This is a genomic window from Bacillus sp. WC2503, from assembly GCF_052682895.1.
Genome location: NZ_JBQYMD010000001.1, coordinates 2,094,781 through 2,112,183 on the forward strand (window position 1 = coordinate 2,094,781; position 17,403 = coordinate 2,112,183).

At 33.2% G+C, this 17,403-nt stretch carries 21 protein-coding genes and 1 pseudogene; 3 read left to right on the plus strand and 19 right to left on the minus strand.

The genetic code is table 11. The features are described 5' to 3' along the window. The first annotated feature begins 380 nt into the window (after positions 1-380). Together exsF and ACUN26_RS10675 are read left to right on the plus strand one after the other, a co-directional pair. Positions 381-884, plus strand: a complete 504-nt coding sequence (gene exsF, locus ACUN26_RS10670; protein WP_000953228.1) for an exosporium protein ExsF — start codon at positions 381-383, stop codon at positions 882-884. Positions 885-1,180: 296 nt separating this feature from the next. Then, entirely contained in the window at positions 1,181-1,645 is a 465-nt protein-coding gene (locus tag ACUN26_RS10675; protein ID WP_000024958.1) for a hypothetical protein, read from the plus strand. A gap of 301 nt (positions 1,646-1,946) precedes the next feature. On the opposite strand, the gene ACUN26_RS10680 is transcribed toward ACUN26_RS10675, so the two are convergent. From ACUN26_RS10680 to ACUN26_RS10760, 17 genes and pseudogenes are all read right to left on the minus strand, one after another. Then, on the minus strand, positions 1,947-3,314 hold the full coding sequence (locus tag ACUN26_RS10680) for a lytic polysaccharide monooxygenase (RefSeq protein ID WP_001065212.1): 1,368 nt from the start codon (positions 3,312-3,314) through the stop codon (positions 1,947-1,949). A 472-nt stretch (positions 3,315-3,786) separates the two neighbouring features. After that, positions 3,787-4,323 (minus strand): hypothetical protein, encoded by a 537-nt coding sequence (locus ACUN26_RS10685; protein ID WP_000440724.1) that lies wholly within the window; start codon positions 4,321-4,323, stop codon positions 3,787-3,789. Between the two features lie 76 nt (positions 4,324-4,399). Then, complete coding sequence (locus ACUN26_RS10690; protein WP_000101094.1) at positions 4,400-5,596, minus strand: macrolide family glycosyltransferase; 1,197 nt, start codon at positions 5,594-5,596, stop codon at positions 4,400-4,402. A gap of 74 nt (positions 5,597-5,670) precedes the next feature. After that, positions 5,671-6,366: a formylglycine-generating enzyme family protein gene (locus tag ACUN26_RS10695; protein WP_001091311.1), complete on the minus strand. Its 696-nt coding sequence runs from the start codon at positions 6,364-6,366 to the stop codon at positions 5,671-5,673. A 36-nt stretch (positions 6,367-6,402) separates the two neighbouring features. Further along, positions 6,403-6,912, minus strand: coding sequence for a DNA topology modulation protein (locus tag ACUN26_RS10700; RefSeq protein WP_002038865.1), 510 nt, complete (start codon positions 6,910-6,912; stop codon positions 6,403-6,405). Between the two features lie 2 nt (positions 6,913-6,914). After that, the gene (locus ACUN26_RS10705) at positions 6,915-7,838 is read right to left on the minus strand and encodes a phosphotransferase enzyme family protein (protein WP_000389476.1); all 924 of its coding nucleotides are present in this window, start codon (positions 7,836-7,838) and stop codon (positions 6,915-6,917) included. 26 nt (positions 7,839-7,864) lie between these two features. After that, complete coding sequence (locus ACUN26_RS10710; protein ID WP_001022591.1) at positions 7,865-8,251, minus strand: ribosomal maturation YjgA family protein; 387 nt, start codon at positions 8,249-8,251, stop codon at positions 7,865-7,867. 65 nt (positions 8,252-8,316) lie between these two features. Next, on the minus strand, positions 8,317-9,024 hold the full coding sequence (locus ACUN26_RS10715) for a class I SAM-dependent methyltransferase (protein ID WP_000650683.1): 708 nt from the start codon (positions 9,022-9,024) through the stop codon (positions 8,317-8,319). Positions 9,025-9,045: 21 nt separating this feature from the next. Then, complete coding sequence (locus tag ACUN26_RS10720; protein ID WP_000994631.1) at positions 9,046-9,399, minus strand: MmcQ/YjbR family DNA-binding protein; 354 nt, start codon at positions 9,397-9,399, stop codon at positions 9,046-9,048. 15 nt (positions 9,400-9,414) lie between these two features. Beyond that, a pseudogene (locus ACUN26_RS10725) lies at positions 9,415-9,818 on the minus strand (GNAT family N-acetyltransferase). 35 nt (positions 9,819-9,853) lie between these two features. Beyond that, positions 9,854-10,270 (minus strand): GNAT family N-acetyltransferase, encoded by a 417-nt coding sequence (locus ACUN26_RS10730; protein WP_000680421.1) that lies wholly within the window; start codon positions 10,268-10,270, stop codon positions 9,854-9,856. 34 nt (positions 10,271-10,304) lie between these two features. Further along, a complete protein-coding gene (locus ACUN26_RS10735; RefSeq protein WP_000828014.1) occupies positions 10,305-10,676 on the minus strand; it encodes a hypothetical protein in 372 nt (123 codons plus the stop codon). After that, entirely contained in the window at positions 10,673-11,449 is a 777-nt protein-coding gene (locus ACUN26_RS10740) for a serine hydrolase (RefSeq protein ID WP_000450778.1), read from the minus strand. The genes ACUN26_RS10735 and ACUN26_RS10740 overlap by 4 nt, the downstream gene beginning before the upstream one ends. A 156-nt stretch (positions 11,450-11,605) precedes the next feature. Next, positions 11,606-12,118, minus strand: coding sequence for a GNAT family N-acetyltransferase (locus tag ACUN26_RS10745; protein ID WP_000617533.1), 513 nt, complete (start codon positions 12,116-12,118; stop codon positions 11,606-11,608). A 74-nt stretch (positions 12,119-12,192) separates the two neighbouring features. Further along, complete coding sequence (locus tag ACUN26_RS10750; protein WP_000052362.1) at positions 12,193-13,200, minus strand: HAAS signaling domain-containing protein; 1,008 nt, start codon at positions 13,198-13,200, stop codon at positions 12,193-12,195. Continuing rightward, on the minus strand, positions 13,187-13,534 hold the full coding sequence (locus tag ACUN26_RS10755) for a PadR family transcriptional regulator (RefSeq protein ID WP_000380297.1): 348 nt from the start codon (positions 13,532-13,534) through the stop codon (positions 13,187-13,189). Before ACUN26_RS10755 ends, ACUN26_RS10750 begins: the two co-directional genes overlap by 14 nt. 168 nt (positions 13,535-13,702) lie before the next feature. Then, a complete protein-coding gene (locus tag ACUN26_RS10760; RefSeq protein ID WP_000629055.1) occupies positions 13,703-14,035 on the minus strand; it encodes a DUF952 domain-containing protein in 333 nt (110 codons plus the stop codon). Between the two features lie 82 nt (positions 14,036-14,117). Here ACUN26_RS10760 and ACUN26_RS10765 point away from each other — a divergent pair, with 82 nt between their 5' ends. Then, a complete protein-coding gene (locus tag ACUN26_RS10765) occupies positions 14,118-14,534 on the plus strand; it encodes a hypothetical protein (RefSeq protein WP_000358554.1) in 417 nt (138 codons plus the stop codon). A gap of 132 nt (positions 14,535-14,666) precedes the next feature. On the opposite strand, the gene ACUN26_RS10770 is transcribed toward ACUN26_RS10765, so the two are convergent. Together ACUN26_RS10770 and ACUN26_RS10775 are read right to left on the minus strand one after the other, a co-directional pair. Further along, positions 14,667-16,742 (minus strand): HelD family protein, encoded by a 2,076-nt coding sequence (locus ACUN26_RS10770; RefSeq protein ID WP_000065186.1) that lies wholly within the window; start codon positions 16,740-16,742, stop codon positions 14,667-14,669. A 264-nt stretch (positions 16,743-17,006) separates the two neighbouring features. Further along, a complete protein-coding gene (locus tag ACUN26_RS10775; RefSeq protein ID WP_000274911.1) occupies positions 17,007-17,387 on the minus strand; it encodes a gamma-glutamylcyclotransferase family protein in 381 nt (126 codons plus the stop codon). Positions 17,388-17,403: the final 16 nt, after the last annotated feature.

Consider the following 17,403-nt stretch of genomic DNA (forward strand, 5'->3'; position numbering starts at 1 on the left):
CTATTACACCTACCCCTGTATTGCTAGCCAATTTCAACATTTTTCAAGAGGACTATTTATATAGATTTTATAATATATAACCTTTACAATTATTTAGATTGCATGATTTGGAATGCGGTATGCTATATTTTTTCTTTAATGGTATTTGAACCCTCTGAATAAAGATCTATATCCCGTCAATATTCTCCTGTTTTCTCTTTAAAAACCTACCAAGTAGTTTGCTAATTCGGCTAGCTGCTTTTTTCTATATAAAATTAAAAATTATCCGTAATAGTAACACTTCTGCACTTTGTACTATAAATTTTCATATATTGTATTATGCTTGTCCAAAACGTGAGATTATTACTTACGTTATCTAAATGAAAGAAAGGAGTGAAAATATGCTCTCATCTAGTCGTAAATTCACGCACTTTAATTGTGGTGCACAAGCCCCTAGTACACTACCTGCCCTTGGTTTTGCTTTCAATGCTACTTCACCTCAATTTGCAACATTATTCACCCCACTACTATTACCTAGTACAGGGCCAAATCCTAATATTACCGTTCCCGTAATAAATGATACAATTAGTATTGGAACTGGTATTAGAATTCAAATAGCTGGTATATATCAAATTAGTTATACACTAACAATTAGCCTTGATAATGTTCCCGTAGCACCGGAAGCAGCACGATTTTTCTTGACACTAAACTCATCAACTAATATTATTGCAGGATCTGGAACCGCAGTCCGTTCTAATATTTTTGGCACTGGTGAAGTTGATGTATCCAGTGGTGTCATTCTCATTAACTTAAACCCTGGTGATTTAATTCAAATTGTACCCGTTGAAGTAATTGGTACTGTAGACATTCGTTCGGCAGCGTTAACGGTTGCACAAATTCGGTAATAAAAACGCAATGTGAGCCGAAATATATTATTATAGATTCGACACACATTTATATTAAATAAGCATATTTTATTGTATGGTGACTATTTAGTCATACAAATTTAAAGCTTTCATAGGAGCACACTTTAATGTGTGCTTTATTTTTACTTAAAAACTAAAACATTCTCAAATTATATACATATCAAATAGCGTTTTCAATTATTTACGATAGCGGATGTTAACCTTTTGTACAAGCACTTTTTCCTTTTGTTTAATAATATATATTGATATCTCAAAGAAAGGAGAGTAACATAAGTATGGCAAATTATTTTTATAAAGATGGTAAAAAATATTATAAAAAACAATCACATTCGGACGATCAAAAAAATAACTGTTTTATTGAAACCCATACAATTGCTGGTTCTGCAGAAAATGCAAATGGAAATATACCTGTATCTGTTTTCCTTGAAACCACTGCTCCACAAACTGTATTCGAGGATTTTACAAACAATCATAATAAAACATTAATTCAGTTATTCGTCGTCGGCATGAGTGCACCCGTTCAAGTAACTATTCTCACAAGAAAATCTAGCCGCCCAATTACTACAACATTACAACCTGTTCAAACAAAAATATTTCAAGTTGAAGATTTTCAAAGTCTTACTCTTACAAAACAGGAAGGTTCTACTAGTATAGTTAGTTTATTTGTCAAAAAAACATTTTGTATTTGCTGTAACGAGAATAACGATTCATGTGATGAATATTATCAAGATTGCAATTAATAGATTCACTCACCAGAAGAACCCCTTTTATAAAGGGTTCTTTTTTTCACTCACCACATTTTTAAAAACATTTTAGAATCATACTCAACGATTTTTCTATACATTTCTCATTTCTCCTTTTTTATTATATTAACGCTTTTGTTTAATTACGGGACTTATCATCATTTAATGGAGGAAAGTAAAATTTATAAAAAAGACGACGCTGAATACGTCGTCTTTTTTATAAGCAGAAAAGTGAATTCTCAAGCTTCCTTTTTTTGCATCAAAGCCCATTATCTTTTATTTCATTTTGAGGTAAAACTTACACTGCTCTCCATAAGGATAAAGCATAAATCCAGTTTGGATCCCCATTTCCTTGATGATTTTGTACGGCTTCATACACTTTTCCTTCGTATAGGACTCTATCACCCTTTTTATACGCTTTCTTTGCATCCCACTCTCCATATGAAACGCTTTCAGTTTTTGTAGTAATTGTGAATATATCACTTTGTACGGATTCATTTCCAGCTACATCAACAGCTTTCACTACATATTTATAAGTCTTATTAGCGAGTAAATTATTATCCATATAAGAAGTCGTATTAGATGTTGCGATTTTTTTCATTGTTCCTTCTATTTCTCTATAAATATCGTAGTGGTCTACACCAACATTATCGTCAGATGGACTCCACATTAGGTCCACACTTGACGCTGTCGTTCCCATACTATGTAATCCTTTTGGTTGTGTTGGTGCTTCTGTATCAGGAGCCTCAACTGTTGTTTTTGCTGTAAGCGCTGTACTTTCTTTCGATACATTGCCAGCTGCGTCAATTGCTTTTACAGTATAAGAGTATTCTGTACTTGGTTGTAATTTCTTATCAATAAAATGAGTGCCTGGTACGGTGTCAATCATCTCTCCGTTACGGAAGATTTGATACCCTTTTACTCCTACATTATCCGTAGAAGTGTTCCATGTTAGTTCTATACTATTCGCTGTTACTTTTTGTGTCTGAATTCCATTTGGAATACTTGGCGCTTCTGTGTCTGGTTTCACATTATTGATGAGATTTACATCAATTACATTATAGAACGCATTTGCTGTATCAGCTACATCCCATACAGCTAAAATCACATGGTAGCCACTACGATCCGTAGGTACATTGATTTTGTGTGCTACATTATTTGAAGCTGCGGAACCATCATGTTGTACAGTTCCAATTGGCTCAAAGTCTGCTCTTGTTAGTGCTTTATTTGGATTCCAGCCTATTTTAGTAATGTAGTAGTGCCATTTGCTTGTTAAATGTGGCGCTGTAAACTTCCAAGTAAACGTATTTTCTCCGCCAGTGATTGTATTTTTAAACCAACGATCCGCTGTTTGTTGATCCAAAATACCACCAAATTTTCCGCCTGCAGAAGCGATTTGTCCATCAACTGGACCAGCTTGCGGGAATCCTTTTGGTGCTTCTAAGCTTTGTGGTTCATACATAACACTTCCGCAGTTTACATTTAGTGCACCATAAGTTGGACTACATAAAGCGGAACGGCTGCCAGGCTTTTCAACAAAACCATGCGCGTAAGCATTTTGAGGAATAAGTGTCGTGCCGATAATTCCCGCTGTTAATGCAACAGCTCCTAGACTTTTTTTGTTCATTTTCATGTTCTGTAGATGTTTTAAAATTCGATTATTCATGTTCATGTCCCCTTCTTGTTATACTTCGTAGTGTAATGTGGGCTTTGATGTAAAAGAATAACACGAGACAATATTGTAGTGATGTATGCATAAGTTATGCATACACCGTAGTAAAGAAATATTTCATTCCATGTGATATATTTCACTTACTGAATATATCATGACATAGAAATTACCTAAACACGTGCAGAAGTTGTGCAGAAACAGTGAAATTATTACTAACACATAAAACTACATCTTAAAATTATAAAGTAAAAGTTCGCAATAGCAATTATAAATCTTGTAAAAAAAGGCCATATAAAAGCATTTTGTATAAGCGGATGGATTGCACCAAGTCTTCTCGAAATATTTCTTAATCAACTTGATATGCATAGTAATGTGAGATTAAATTTTTTGAAACACCCTTCCATTTCCATATTCAATATATATATCTATTGGGTACGTGAAATTACTTATGTATTGCGAATAATCCTTAATGTTTCAAAATAGTCTCATAAAACTTGTCATACTCTTCATAGTATTGGATTTTTAATTTTTCTATTAAACTTGTATCTGGTGAAATAATGTCAATTACGTCTGTACTTATATACAGCAAATAAGTATCGTTATAAAAAGAAATATACGCTTGCTGACCACCACTAACGACATACTTGCAATATTTATATACTTCATCTTCATTGACACCTTTAATCGTAGTAAATATGATTGTACTTTCAAGATCATCAACGTCTACTTGCGTTTCGGTCCAATTTTTAATCTTCATGAACCTTCCAATTTTTGTTTTCTCATTTACTCTCTTACTTTTACCATATGTTATATAACCGGAAGTAAATGAAACGTCAATTGTATCGGGGCTTTTAAAAAGTTCAGTCAGTAGTCCTCTTAATTTTCTCAAATTCCCCTCAAATAATTCTATATCGAATCTAATTCTATTTTTTGCCTCCACTTGAAAAAATGGTGTAGCTGTCATATCTTCAAAATTCACATTTAATACTTTCATTCTTTCCATATAATTAATTCCTCGCTTCATATAACATAAAAGTGTCTACATCATTTAATATAGACACCCTTTCACATATATAGTTTTAATACCGGCCAGTAAATTTAAAAACTTCATCAACTGCTTGCGTATACCCACCTGATTTTCGGAGAGACTCCTTCAAATTCAAAGCAGCTTCTTTATATGATGGATTACTTAATACTATTTCTACACTTTTACTAAGTTTATCCGCAGTTAATCCTTGCATTTGCAATTTAACTCCTGCTCCGAGACTCTCTACTCGCTTTGCGATTACTGGCTGATCTGCATTTTGCGGAATTACAACGAGTGGAACTCCGTTATATAGTCCTTCATGCGTACTGTTCATCCCGCCATGTGTAATAAATAATTTTGTATATGTAAGTAGTTCAGTTTGCGGTACATAGTTTTTCACAATGAAGTTTTTAGGAATATCACCTAAATCACTTATTTTCGTTTTACTACCAATAGACATAACAATTGTATGTTTACTATTTTCGAATGCCTTCATACAAAGTTTATAAAAATTAATTGCTTCATTAAAAACAGTACCTAGTGAAATGTAAATCAGGCTTTGTTCTTCAATTGAAGTATAATCAAAATCTTCATTTTCCCCTTGTGCAGAAATAGATGGACCTACAAATTTAAATGTTTCATTAAACGTATTACCAAAAGGTTGGAACTCCTTAATCGTATACACAATAGTAAGCGGTGCTGGATTACAGAAAACTTCATACGGTGAATTTATTTCAACACCATATTTCCCTGCAATTTCTCTAGTTAAGTTTTGAAAATCATTATATATTCTATTCTGCACTTCCACTGGGATATTTTTAGAAAGATGGTCTAACATTTGTTTAAATGATTTTTCATCCTGCGCAAAAGATGTACAGGAATTTATGGCCGGAAGATTAAGAATTTGGGCAATTAAATGACCACAGCCAAACATAGAATCGTGGATCATGTAATCAAAATATTCTCCTTCAATTTGCTCTAAAACACTAGGTATTACAATATCTGCTGTATGTAGAAGGCCGTTTATTCTTTCCTGTAAATAATTTCGACCACCGGAAAGAAATGCTTGTATAAATTTTTGATCATCTATTGTTCGTACAGTAGCACCTGTCTTCTCAATACGCTCCCTGAAAGCCTCTATTGAAAAATAAACGACCTCTTCACCGCGAGAAATCAGTTCTTCTACAACTTGTAATGTTGGATTTATATGTCCTTCTGATCCAGCGTTAATGAATAAAATACGTGCCATTCAAAATACTCCTTACATTTTAAAATTTCTATGTTGTAAAGAGTATGGATATTTTCCATACTCTTCACGGTATTTTATGTATCATTTTCCTGCTCAATTGACCTAGCAAGCCTAAAACCGAGATCGTCTATATGAAATGTAGGATGGCTACGACGGCGACAAGTCGCACCGCAACCTCTAGCTGCTTCAGCCCAACTACCACCACGAAAAATTCGGTACGATCCGTACACTTTTTCATCATACAAATCATAGCACCATTCCCAAACGTTTCCTAACATATCATAAAGTCCCCATGCATTCGGCTCTTTTTTACCGACGTCATGAATTTGTCCAATTGAATTTTCATTATACCACGCTATTTTCTGAAGTTCCCCATATGTATATCCCGTCGTACCTGCTTTACATGCGTATTGCCACTCTGCCTCATATGGCAATCGGTAGCCGTCAGATTCTATATTACAACTAACCTTTTTTCCATCATCACTAATAGAATAATACGCTGTTAATCCCGCTTGTTTAGAAAGTAAATTACAAAAAGCAATTGTATCATTCCATGAAATATTTACAATTGGTTTATTACTATCTTTATCATTATTTAATGTAGGATTTGTAATGGCATTATATATTTCCATTGTTACAGCATACTTTGCAAGAAGGAATGGTTTTATTTGAACTTGCCATTCTTTTTTTATTCGATCATCTCTTAATACTACCTCTCCTGCTGGAATTTCCATCATATTAGAATCAATCGAGCGAATGAATGTATTCAATAGTATCCCCCCATATTACTTCTTTTTAAAATCTAACTACTTATCGTACTTCTTCAAAAACCGTTTCACTTCATTTGGAGATTTTAAAATAATCACTTCTTTTCCTTTACTTAATTGATCTAGTTTTTTTAAAATGGCAGGTTTTTTCTTATTCGGATACTCCCATATCCATTTAAAGAATTGTAAATCTAGTCTTTCTTCACATCCGGCACCCATATCCGGTCTTGTTTTATTTCGATATTGTACAATTCTTTTAAAAGCACGATAAACACAAATCGTTCTATGAATATCAAGAAAGATAATTGTATCCGCTGCATTCAGTCTTAAATCCATCGTCCCGCCATAATTCCCATCAATAATCCACTCTTCTTCTTTAATTAAGTTTTTTTGAACTTTTCTTTGTTCTTCTCGAGGAACACCTTCCCAGTTCGCTTTCCAAAACAATGCATCAAGATGATGCACCTTAATATTTAGTTTATTTCCTAACTGCTTTGCTAATGTAGATTTTCCTGAACCACCAGAACCAATTAATATGATTTTTTTCATATTCATACGGTCCTTACTATAGATTCTTCAATATCTTCCTTATTTGCAAAAATCCAGAAGAACATCTCTTCATTCAACTTTAATAAATTTGGTAACTGAACAAAATAAGTAATAAAGATAACTTGAATAGAAAGCATGACATACCAAATAGATTGTAGTTCTTCTCTCGTTAAAATGCTTTGTTTATAATATCCTTCAAAGATTTTGCTGACAATATGTAACCATTTCCCTCTTCCTGTTTCATCACTAAATAGCTCACTTAATATACTTGTACAGCAGTAGCATAAATCGAATACTCTTACATTGCTTTCTAAAAGTTCAAAATCTATAAATCCTTGAAATTCATTGTCATGAAAAATCACATTCGATAAGTGCATATCACGATGAATAATTTGTTTTGGTAGTGGGTGAACCGTTTCCTTCAAAACTGTACGTATTTGATCCATTTTTCGAACGACATTCCGATGGACAGATGCATTCTTTTCTAAAATTGGTAAGGCCCATTTGTATACCACTTTATACAATTCTCTTTTTATTAACTCGTTAGCACTATTCATTGAATATAGTGCTTGATGTAAATTAGCTATCTTCTCTCCAATTGTACTTCCTAGCTCTTTTAGCTTTTCTGTATCTTTTATTTCTAGTACACTTCCACCAATATATTCGTACAAACAATAATACTTCTCTTTATAAAATACGTACCTTTCATCATTTCTCATTTTTACTAGTTTTTGTACTTTAACTCCTTTTTCATCAAGCTGTTCTAATACATTTAGTTCAACTAGAAAATGTTTTATCGATCCCTTTTCCTTTAAAATATACGCTTTATTATTACAGTAAATCTTCGTTACGTTTGGTTGAACTTCAATAGTTGTGATATCTTCATCTTCAAACCAAAACTTTGCAATTTCTAATATATCCTCCATATACAAATACCCCTTTTAAAATTCACTTATTTCTTCCGTAACATAAATTCACAAAGCATTCCTATCCCAACACCAATTGTATAAGCAACTACATCACTCCACAAAAATCCGTAACCTAAAACGAGTCCCCCTATAGTCGTTGCACGAATATTATCAATCCAAGGTGCATGGTACAATTGGCTAATTTCAATCCCGTAGCAAAATATTAAACTCATAAAAGCTAATTTCTTCGTTTCTATTTTAGGAAACAAAAATCCGAATCCAACGAAAATCATTAATGCCCATAAAGCATCACCTAAGTAATCATTTAATAAATGAGGTAACGCAAAAGCAAATTTTCTAGAACTAAGACCTAACATAATAACGACTATAGTAAACATTACATATAGTAATTGATTTCGTTTTATATTCATTTCAAAAGCTCCTAATTCATCATGTAAAACTGCAAATAGCTAGTAAAATACAATCATTTTACTAGCTATTTATTACTTGCTTTCATAATAAGAAAATGTGGATTTGTACTTAAATAATGATATGATTTTCTGTCTACTTCTCTCATCTTTTCAATCGGCTTCGGTTCCACTATTTTTTCTAATACAAAATAGTTTGTTGTTTCATTGATTATGTCTTGGAGCGACCTCCTAAAAAAACTAACTTCTATTGTAATATTTGGTTTAACCCAAGTATCTACTAATAATTGTTTTTCAAAATAATCTTCACATGTAAACTTTGTGAAATCCATAAAAGGATGATGAACGGAATATATAAGTTCTCCACCCGGCTTCAATACGCGCTGAAACTCTTGAAATACTTGCGTCCAATTTTCTAAGTAATGAAGAGTTAACGAACTTACAATGATATCATACGTATTATTTTCAAATGGCAATGTTTCTTGCAAATCGTGACAAAGGAACGTTGCTTTTTCTCCCATACTTTCTTTTACGGCTTTTACCATTTCAGGACTTATGTCAATTGCTGTAACGTTAGCCCCTCTTCCTACGAATTGAGAAGTATACCATCCAGCGGCACATCCAGCATCTAGTATTCTCTTCCCTTCTAGTTCCCTTGGAATAATCTCCATCATCGCAGGTCTTTCATAATAACTATTATATGGATTTGCCAAATCTATATTTTCTTTATATGTACTCGCTAATTTATCATACGTATCTTTGACTGCGTCTTTCATTATATCCACCCCTAATACATATTAATCCATTAACTCTTGCTGCTTTTTCTTTGAAAATGATTGTAGTACTAACTCATACGACCAATCGATCATTTTATTAATTTGCTCCTGTTCTACTCCCTTATGTATATACACTGTATTCCAATGTTTCTTATTCATATGATACCCTGGAATTATTGTGTCTGGATAATCTTCTCTTATTCGTAAAGCGAACTCAGGATCACATTTTAATGTAATCGCAGCTTTTTCACCTTCTTCATGGTTCACTATCGCAAATATTTTATTATTGAGTCTCATACATGTTGCACTCCAGCCATTTGGAGAATCCTCTGTCGCTTTTCTTTTTGATAGACAATATGCTCTCGTTGCATTCATTTTAAATGGCACCTCTTATTCTTTCACTATTTGATTACGATGCATCACAATTTGCTTCGTCGCTTTAAATTGCTGTTCCCCATAAAACTTTATGAGTTTCTCTCCGCAAAATAGACTAACAATATCAATATGAGATATCTCTTCCAGTAACATTGTAAGCATATTCTCTCCAATGCCTTTATTTCTTACACTTGCATGTACGACAACATCTTCTATGTACGCTCGAAAAACACCATCTGAAACGACTCTAGCAAACCCAATTAACTCATTTTCTTTCCATACCCCAATTGCTATGCTATTCTTTAACATTTTTTCAATATCGATTTCTTTTCTTTCTGGCCACCAACCGACAGAGTCGTAAGCTTCTTTATTTTCTCTGCACAAATTGGTCGTTCATGTTGTAATTTATACGTGTACATATTCTTTCTCCCATCAACTAGTATACATAATATTATTATAATCTCTTTTCTAAAAAGTGTTGACTATACCCTTTCGGATGATCTTCAACGACACCATATTCTCGGTAGCCGTGCTTTTTATAAAATTCCGGTGCTTGGAAACTAAATGAATCTAGTAATATGAGTCTACATCCTTTTTCCTTCGCAATGTCTTCGATTTTATGTATCAGTTGACTTCCATAACCATCATGACGAACGGATTCATCAACCCATAAAAAATCGATATGAAGATGATAAAAATACATCGTTCCTGTTACGCCGCCAAAGATTTTTCCTTCCTCATCTTTCACTACAAGGCTTACTTGTTCCATCGGCTGCTTTACTTCATCTGTTAAGATGGACATATTATATTGAATGACTTTATTTCTAATGTATTCTCCTTCATTACGAGTACCATTCTCTATGTGTTTCATATATATTTCTTCCTTTCAACTTAGTAAATTACATCTAATTTTTATTTCGCCTTTTTAAAATACTAATGAATACAAATCCACCATATGTAACAAAACACGAAAAACCAATTATCCCAGGTACAGAGACATAGCCTGTTCGTACATAACTTATAACTGCAAAACTAATAATTAACATTATTATAGATGGCCAAAATATTAGAGCCGTTTTTCTTCGTCTCTGTTTCGATGTACGTTCTTTCTCTTCAGAAACACGTGTACCAAAAAGCAATACAATACAAATAAGAATCGCTGCAAAGTAAATGGTATCTAATGACAAATTGTGATCATATAGTGCGATTCCAACTTCAAGAGCAATAATCGTTACAATTAAAATAATAATTGTTGAAGTCTTTAAGTTTCGTTTCAATCGCTCACTCCTAGCATGCTTTCACTATATGCTTTGTAAATGTATTTCAAAGCTGTTGCAATAGTTTCATCAACCTCTATATTATAAACTCGCTCGGGTAAATCTTTTCCCCCAATTACATAAAGAAACGGGAATTCGTTAAACATTCCCATTATACCAATATTTATTGTAGCTGTGGGCAATCCACCTGTCATATGAGCTAAATGAAAATACGGTATACTTTCATAATCCCCTTGTTGTCTTACCATTCCATTGATAATTGGTTCCCATACTGCTGGTTCTACTTTATAGCCTTGAAAAATATGTACTAAAAGCGAAAGAACTTGATTTAATTCTCCAACATTTTTCTCATCTCTAGCATTCTCTTGTATATAAATTTTTGAAAAATACGTTTGAGCATTTATTTTCACAGCATCCCATCCACCGCAGTGCTTTACAACCGAGTGAGCAATATAACTGTCGTGACAAGCTATCATCACTTCTACTGCTTTACTAAGTGTTAAAGTACTTCTTCCTTGTAGATGCGGATATAACTGTGCACTATCTTCATGTGGATGAAATTTAATGTGATGAAGTATATCATTCCAATTACGTTTATTTTCCTTCACCATTTGTGCTGCTACAAATCCAATTACTACTTTTGCTGCCGATGCTAATGGAATATATAATTCACTATTATATGAAATAATTATACATTCGTTTTTTGTAGAATAAATAGCTACTCCTACATGACCAACTTGTATCTCTTTCATTTTTTGAATGACAGTTTCCATTTCCATTCCTCTTTTCACATCGTTATATCACCTTCTAATAATTCAATATGGAATATAAAAAACCTTTTTTGACAGGTTATATTTGTAATGACAATTAGAAAAAGGTAGCATGAATTACTCCTTGCTACCTAAAACATTCATTTTCACGAAAAACTTCTAATCTTCTATAGGATTTTCAGGCCCGTTAAGCTCCAATTGATAAAAGGCTAAATCTAGCCATCTATTAAACTTATAACCAGCTTTTTGTATTGTTCCGGCATGAACAAATCCATAATTTTGATGCAAGGCTATACTTTTCTCGTTTTCCGCATCGATTCCAGCAATTAAGGTCATATATTCTCTTTCTTTTGCGGTTGCGATTAATTTTTCCATCAAAGAGGAGCCAATTCCATTTTTTCTATATTCCTTATCAACATACACAGAATGTTCAATTGAATATTTGTAAGCAGGCCACGCTCTAAATGAGCCGAATGTCGCAAATCCTACTACTTTATTATCTAGTTCGTATACGAAAATTGGATAGCCATCAGCCTTTTTTTGTTCATACCAATCTATTCTATTTTCAAGGGTTACAGGTTTATATGCATATACAGCTGTTGTATAAAGTATCGCATCGTTATAAATGTCTAAAATATATGCTACATCTCTTTTCGTTGCTTCCCTGATCATCGTTTTCTTCCTTTCCTAATGTTAATCTTCTTTCGCTATCTTTTTAATAATTTTATTTTACCGAAATTTCTGTTTTATTTCCACATACGAATACTTGCTTTTCGGAAACCATCAAATATATTAATCGCAGCGGACAACGTATAAATGATAATTCCACCGCCAACTAACCACGTTTTAAATCCTTCTGGGGAAATAGTAAACACATTTGCCAAATACGTAATAAATCCTTCGTTAAATATATGTGGATTTACTACAATTACAATGAATACTATCGTTCCGACTACTTGAAGAATACCATTTCCGATTGCCAATCTTTTCGTCCATTGTCCTTGTACTAACTTATAAAGAGATATAGCTACTTCAAAAACGATCATAACCAAAATAATTGGCCAATATTGAAGTAAAACATCTTGATTAAACGTTGGCGCGATAAACTTCAGTCCGTTTTCCGTACCATTATATACGCCTACAAGATGGTTCGCATAAAAGTAAAGGGTAGCCCATATTGCTGTCCACATTAAACCTCCAAAAACTTCAAACTTTGAGATTGCCTTTTTCTTCGGGATATACGAGATATTTTTCAAATCATCTGGCGTCCATTTTTTTAAACTTGTTGTTAATGGGTGTGGATCCTTTTCTTTATCAGTTCTTTCTAAAACAGCAAATACAAGTGTCAACCAGAAAAACACATGGAGGCCTACTTCAACAATTTCCCCAATGCCTTTACCTATCAATTTTAAAATAACATCTAATACTACTTGATTACCAGTATAGCCTATAAAACTTTCTGCAACCATTGCAATGAGTGCGATAACAGCTGCAATTGGTATAATCATTTTTAATAACGTCGTATATACATCAAAATAACGTGGTCCAATTAAATGCATCGGTCTATCCAAATACCCATTAGCCAATGAAACCGGACTTCCCAATTTTTCGAGAACGCTCTTCACATCATCTTCATTATAATCGTCTGGTAACATATCCTCTATTGTCGACCGTAGCTCAAGCGTAATATCTTCACGATTTTTTTCAGGTAATCTCTTCGCCACTTCTTGGACGTACATATCAATCAAACTCATTCTCGTCCTCCTCCTTTAATAGGTTATAAAGTTCTTTCGAATCCTTTATCCACTCCTTTTTCAATTGTAAAAATATCTCTAGTCCATATTCACTTAAAACATAATACTTACGAGGTCTACTCTCCGTTTTATCCCAACTACTCGTAACTAGTTTCTGCTTTTCTAATCGACGAAGTAGTGGATATAAAGTACTTTGATCAATTGTAATCCCTGATTGCTCCAATAATTGGACAAGTGAATATCCATACTGCGGCGTTCTTAATTGACTTAAAACCGCTAATGTCAATGTCCCTCTTCTTAACTCAGTAATTAATGAATTTAATAAAGTATCCATTCACCCACCTCATTTTTATTACTATATGTCATACAGTATGTGTTTTATACTATGTATCGTACAGTATTCGTGTGACAAAAACAATTATCATTTACCAAAAAACGGATAAAAAAAGCACAAACTATACGATTTGTGCTTTTCTAGCTAACTTATATATTTATAACACGCTTAACTTTGTACCTCTGGTAATATAAACTCTCCTTTTTCTTTAGGAAATGGGATAACCCCTACAATCGACTCAACATTGATTACTCCATATACATGCGGGTATTCTTGACCATTTGAAGCAAGTTCATATTTTATTTCTGCTTTTACCAAGGATGGATTTATTGTAAGTAATAAAACCTCTTCTTCATGAAAGAAATGTTTTTCTGCAACCTTTAAAGCTTGTTCAAATAATGAACAATGAATAAACCCCTCTTTTATAAGTGACTCTTCATGAATTTCTCCAGTTGTTTTTGCGATTTCCCATTTTCTTTTTGTTATTACTTTTGTAATCATAGCTTTTCCCCTTTTTTAATATATGTAATGATATAATAACACTAAAATTTCCAACAAATGATTAGTTGATTGAAGAATCTTAATGGATAAAAAATTAGAAGAGATCATTGTAAAATCATTTTTTACTAAGCGCCTTCAAAATAGAGTACTATTTGAGCTTTCTTCTTCAAAAAAACGTAAAGATGCGATCGGTCGACTTTGCCATAATTACAGAACTACGTTACGTGAAGAATATATGATTGAAATTCCTAAGCCTAATTATTGTCCAATTGATATAGGAGATCTGTTAAAAAAACATGGGGCTGTTGATTCTTGTTACGCCATATCATGGGACACAAAAATCGATGGAAAAACACTCCCTTTGCTGGACGCATTAGAGGCTGCTGTTGGAATGGGAATGCCTTCTATTCTATACTCAATTACAAATCAAGTTGCGTATTTTGAAGCAGAACAAGAAATACTTCCACCACCAAGATTTATACTTAAACGCACATATTAATGCATATAACTCCATTGCACTTTTTTTACTTTATTATATTATTTAAATAACCGCTCAGGTCGTTAATTCATCTAGCTTTTAAATATAAAAAAGAGGATTTTCATACCCTACTAGAAAATCCTCTTTTTACATTTATTTTAATCCTTTAATTAAAGGCGACGCTTCACCGCTATGGAAAATCCATAAATCATGCAGTGATCTCGTACATGCGACATACAGTAATTTCGCATCATGCTTTGTATTTTTATAATGGTCTTCATCAACATCCATTAGAATTACAGCGTCAAATTCTAAACCTTTCGCTAAATATACAGGTACTACTGAAATACCACCTTCATATTTACTTTGATTTGCTTCAATGACATTTACCGTCAATCCTGCATTCGTTAATTTCTCATACATATCGTGGCATTCATCATCTGTTCTACCTATTACTGCAATTGTTTTTACATCTTCATTTTGCAAATGCTTTATTGTCTTCAAAACTTCAGTGAATTGATCTTCTGCATGGATTACTTTTACGTCTTCACCGCTACGGAAAACTGGTGTTGCGAGCCCCACTGGTATTTCTGCATTTTTAATTATTTCATTTGCGAATTCAATAATTTCTTTTGTAGAACGATAACTTCTAGTCAATTCAAAATAACCTGTTTCTTGGAATACTTCCTTAAATGCGTTCCAATCTTCAATTCCTTGGTAATCATAAATCGCTTGCGATAAATCACCTAATATAGTGAAAGAATTACCTAGTGTAATTTCTTTTAATACATACACTTGAAATGGCGAAAAATCTTGCGCTTCATCAATAACGACATGATGAAACTTCTGACCGATTTCAATACCTGTTATGCGATGATGGATGTAAATTAAGGCAGGTAAATCTTCTACATACACTTCTTTTTTACGACAACTCTTTTCTGTTTCTTTAACAAGTTCTTCAGGTAAAACTTCGAGTATTTCTTTACTTTTCAATATTGAACTATACAGTGAAAGAGCACTCATTTTTGGCCAAAACTTCATATATGTGTTCAATCTCTTAGTCGCTTCTTTTTTGAGCAATTTTTTCTCGTTCGTTTCCCCAAACTTTTTAAGTTCAATTTCAATCCAGCGCTTCATGCGGCCTACTAAACGTTCTCTTCTTTTCTTTAGTGGATAATGTTTATATTCAACTTGCATCCATTTTTTAATGTCTTCTACTGGAATAATCGCTTTATCCCACGCCTCAAAATCCTTTGTCGGAACTAAGTCATTTTCAAATTGAATCATTCTCTCTTCAATAAACGCCTTAAATTCCAGTGTACCCTTTAATTTACCGAGCATTACCTTACTTTCATCACGATTAATTGAAAATGCTTCTTTCAATTTCTCTTCTGTTTGCTTTAGTTTCACTGAATCATCTAACGTACGCAATGCCCAATCTGGAAACGTTGTTTGACTAATATTCCCTACCCCTAATTCAGGCAGTACACTCGAAATATAATCTAAAAACAAGCTGTTCGGAGCAAATACAATCATTCTTTCTGCCTCTAACTGTTCACGGTATTCATAAATTAAAAAAGCAAGGCGATGTAAAGCGATTGTTGTCTTTCCGCTCCCTGCAACCCCTTGAATAAGTAATGGTAAATTTCTTTCCGCTCGAATAATATCATTTTGTTCCGATTGAATCGTTGAAACAATATCCTTTAGTTTATTATCTTTATTCTCACCTAATCGATATAGAAGAAAATCATCGGCATGCGATACATCTTCATTTCCTTTCACATATGTATCAACAACACGTTCAAGTTCTCTTTTACGAATGGAAATGTTTCGTTTTAAATACACATCACCTTCAACTAACCCATCTGGTGATTGATAAAACGCTAGTTCTTCTCCACCGGTAAATGAATAAAACATACTTGCGACAGGCGCTCGCCAATCGATAACAATTGGTTTCATCGTGTCCTTATCTGAAACACCTACTTTACCGATATAAATCGGCATAACTTGTTCTTTTCCATCCTCTTGAAAGTCTAGTCTTCCAAAATACGGCTCTTCCACACCGATACGTAAGTTCTGTCTATTTGACTCCCTCATGCTTTCAAGAATTTGCTCTTTAAAATCTTCTCCATAATAAACCGGGATTTTTTCAAGCTGTTCTAATTGATCATCCATCGTATGTAAAGTATCCCTCATTTTTTGTAACTCATCTTCAAATATGTTGCTCATTTCGACGATTCCCTCCTGTCCGTTCTAATTTTTCAGTCGAAATACAATTGTATTAAAAATCCATTCGCAAAGTCAATAGTTCTAGTGAGAATTTTCTAAAATATAAAAGAGTAACCATTAATCCCTACTCTGCTTTGCTTTAATTCGATATAACATATTTAAAACATTCTTTATTAATTTGAGAAGTTCAATTAAAAGAAACAATAAAAAGCAGATAATGAAATATTTCATTATCTGCTTTCCAATTTTATATAGTTACTTATATTATACTTTTTGATATAAAAGCCAATCCCCAGAATCAATCACTTTCTTTAACATCTTTTTATCCTGAGCAATATACACATACGCATGTATTTCCGTATCAGCAACATACACTGTTTGCGTTATTCGGTCATATAAATCAGTCTCTGCATTACCTGTATATTCTTCTAGTTCATCTAACTTATGCAAAACATCATCATTTACTTCATAAACTTCCCCATATACCTTTACTTCATTAGAACAAATCATGGCCGGATATCCTTCGTTTGTATCAAATAATTCCCCATACGTCCATGCTCCGTCTGCGATGCATGTTGCACCTTGCATATAATGAGCATTCGTTTGCCCTCTTCTTAACGTGCCATAAACGAAAACATGATACATAAATCCCTATCCCCTT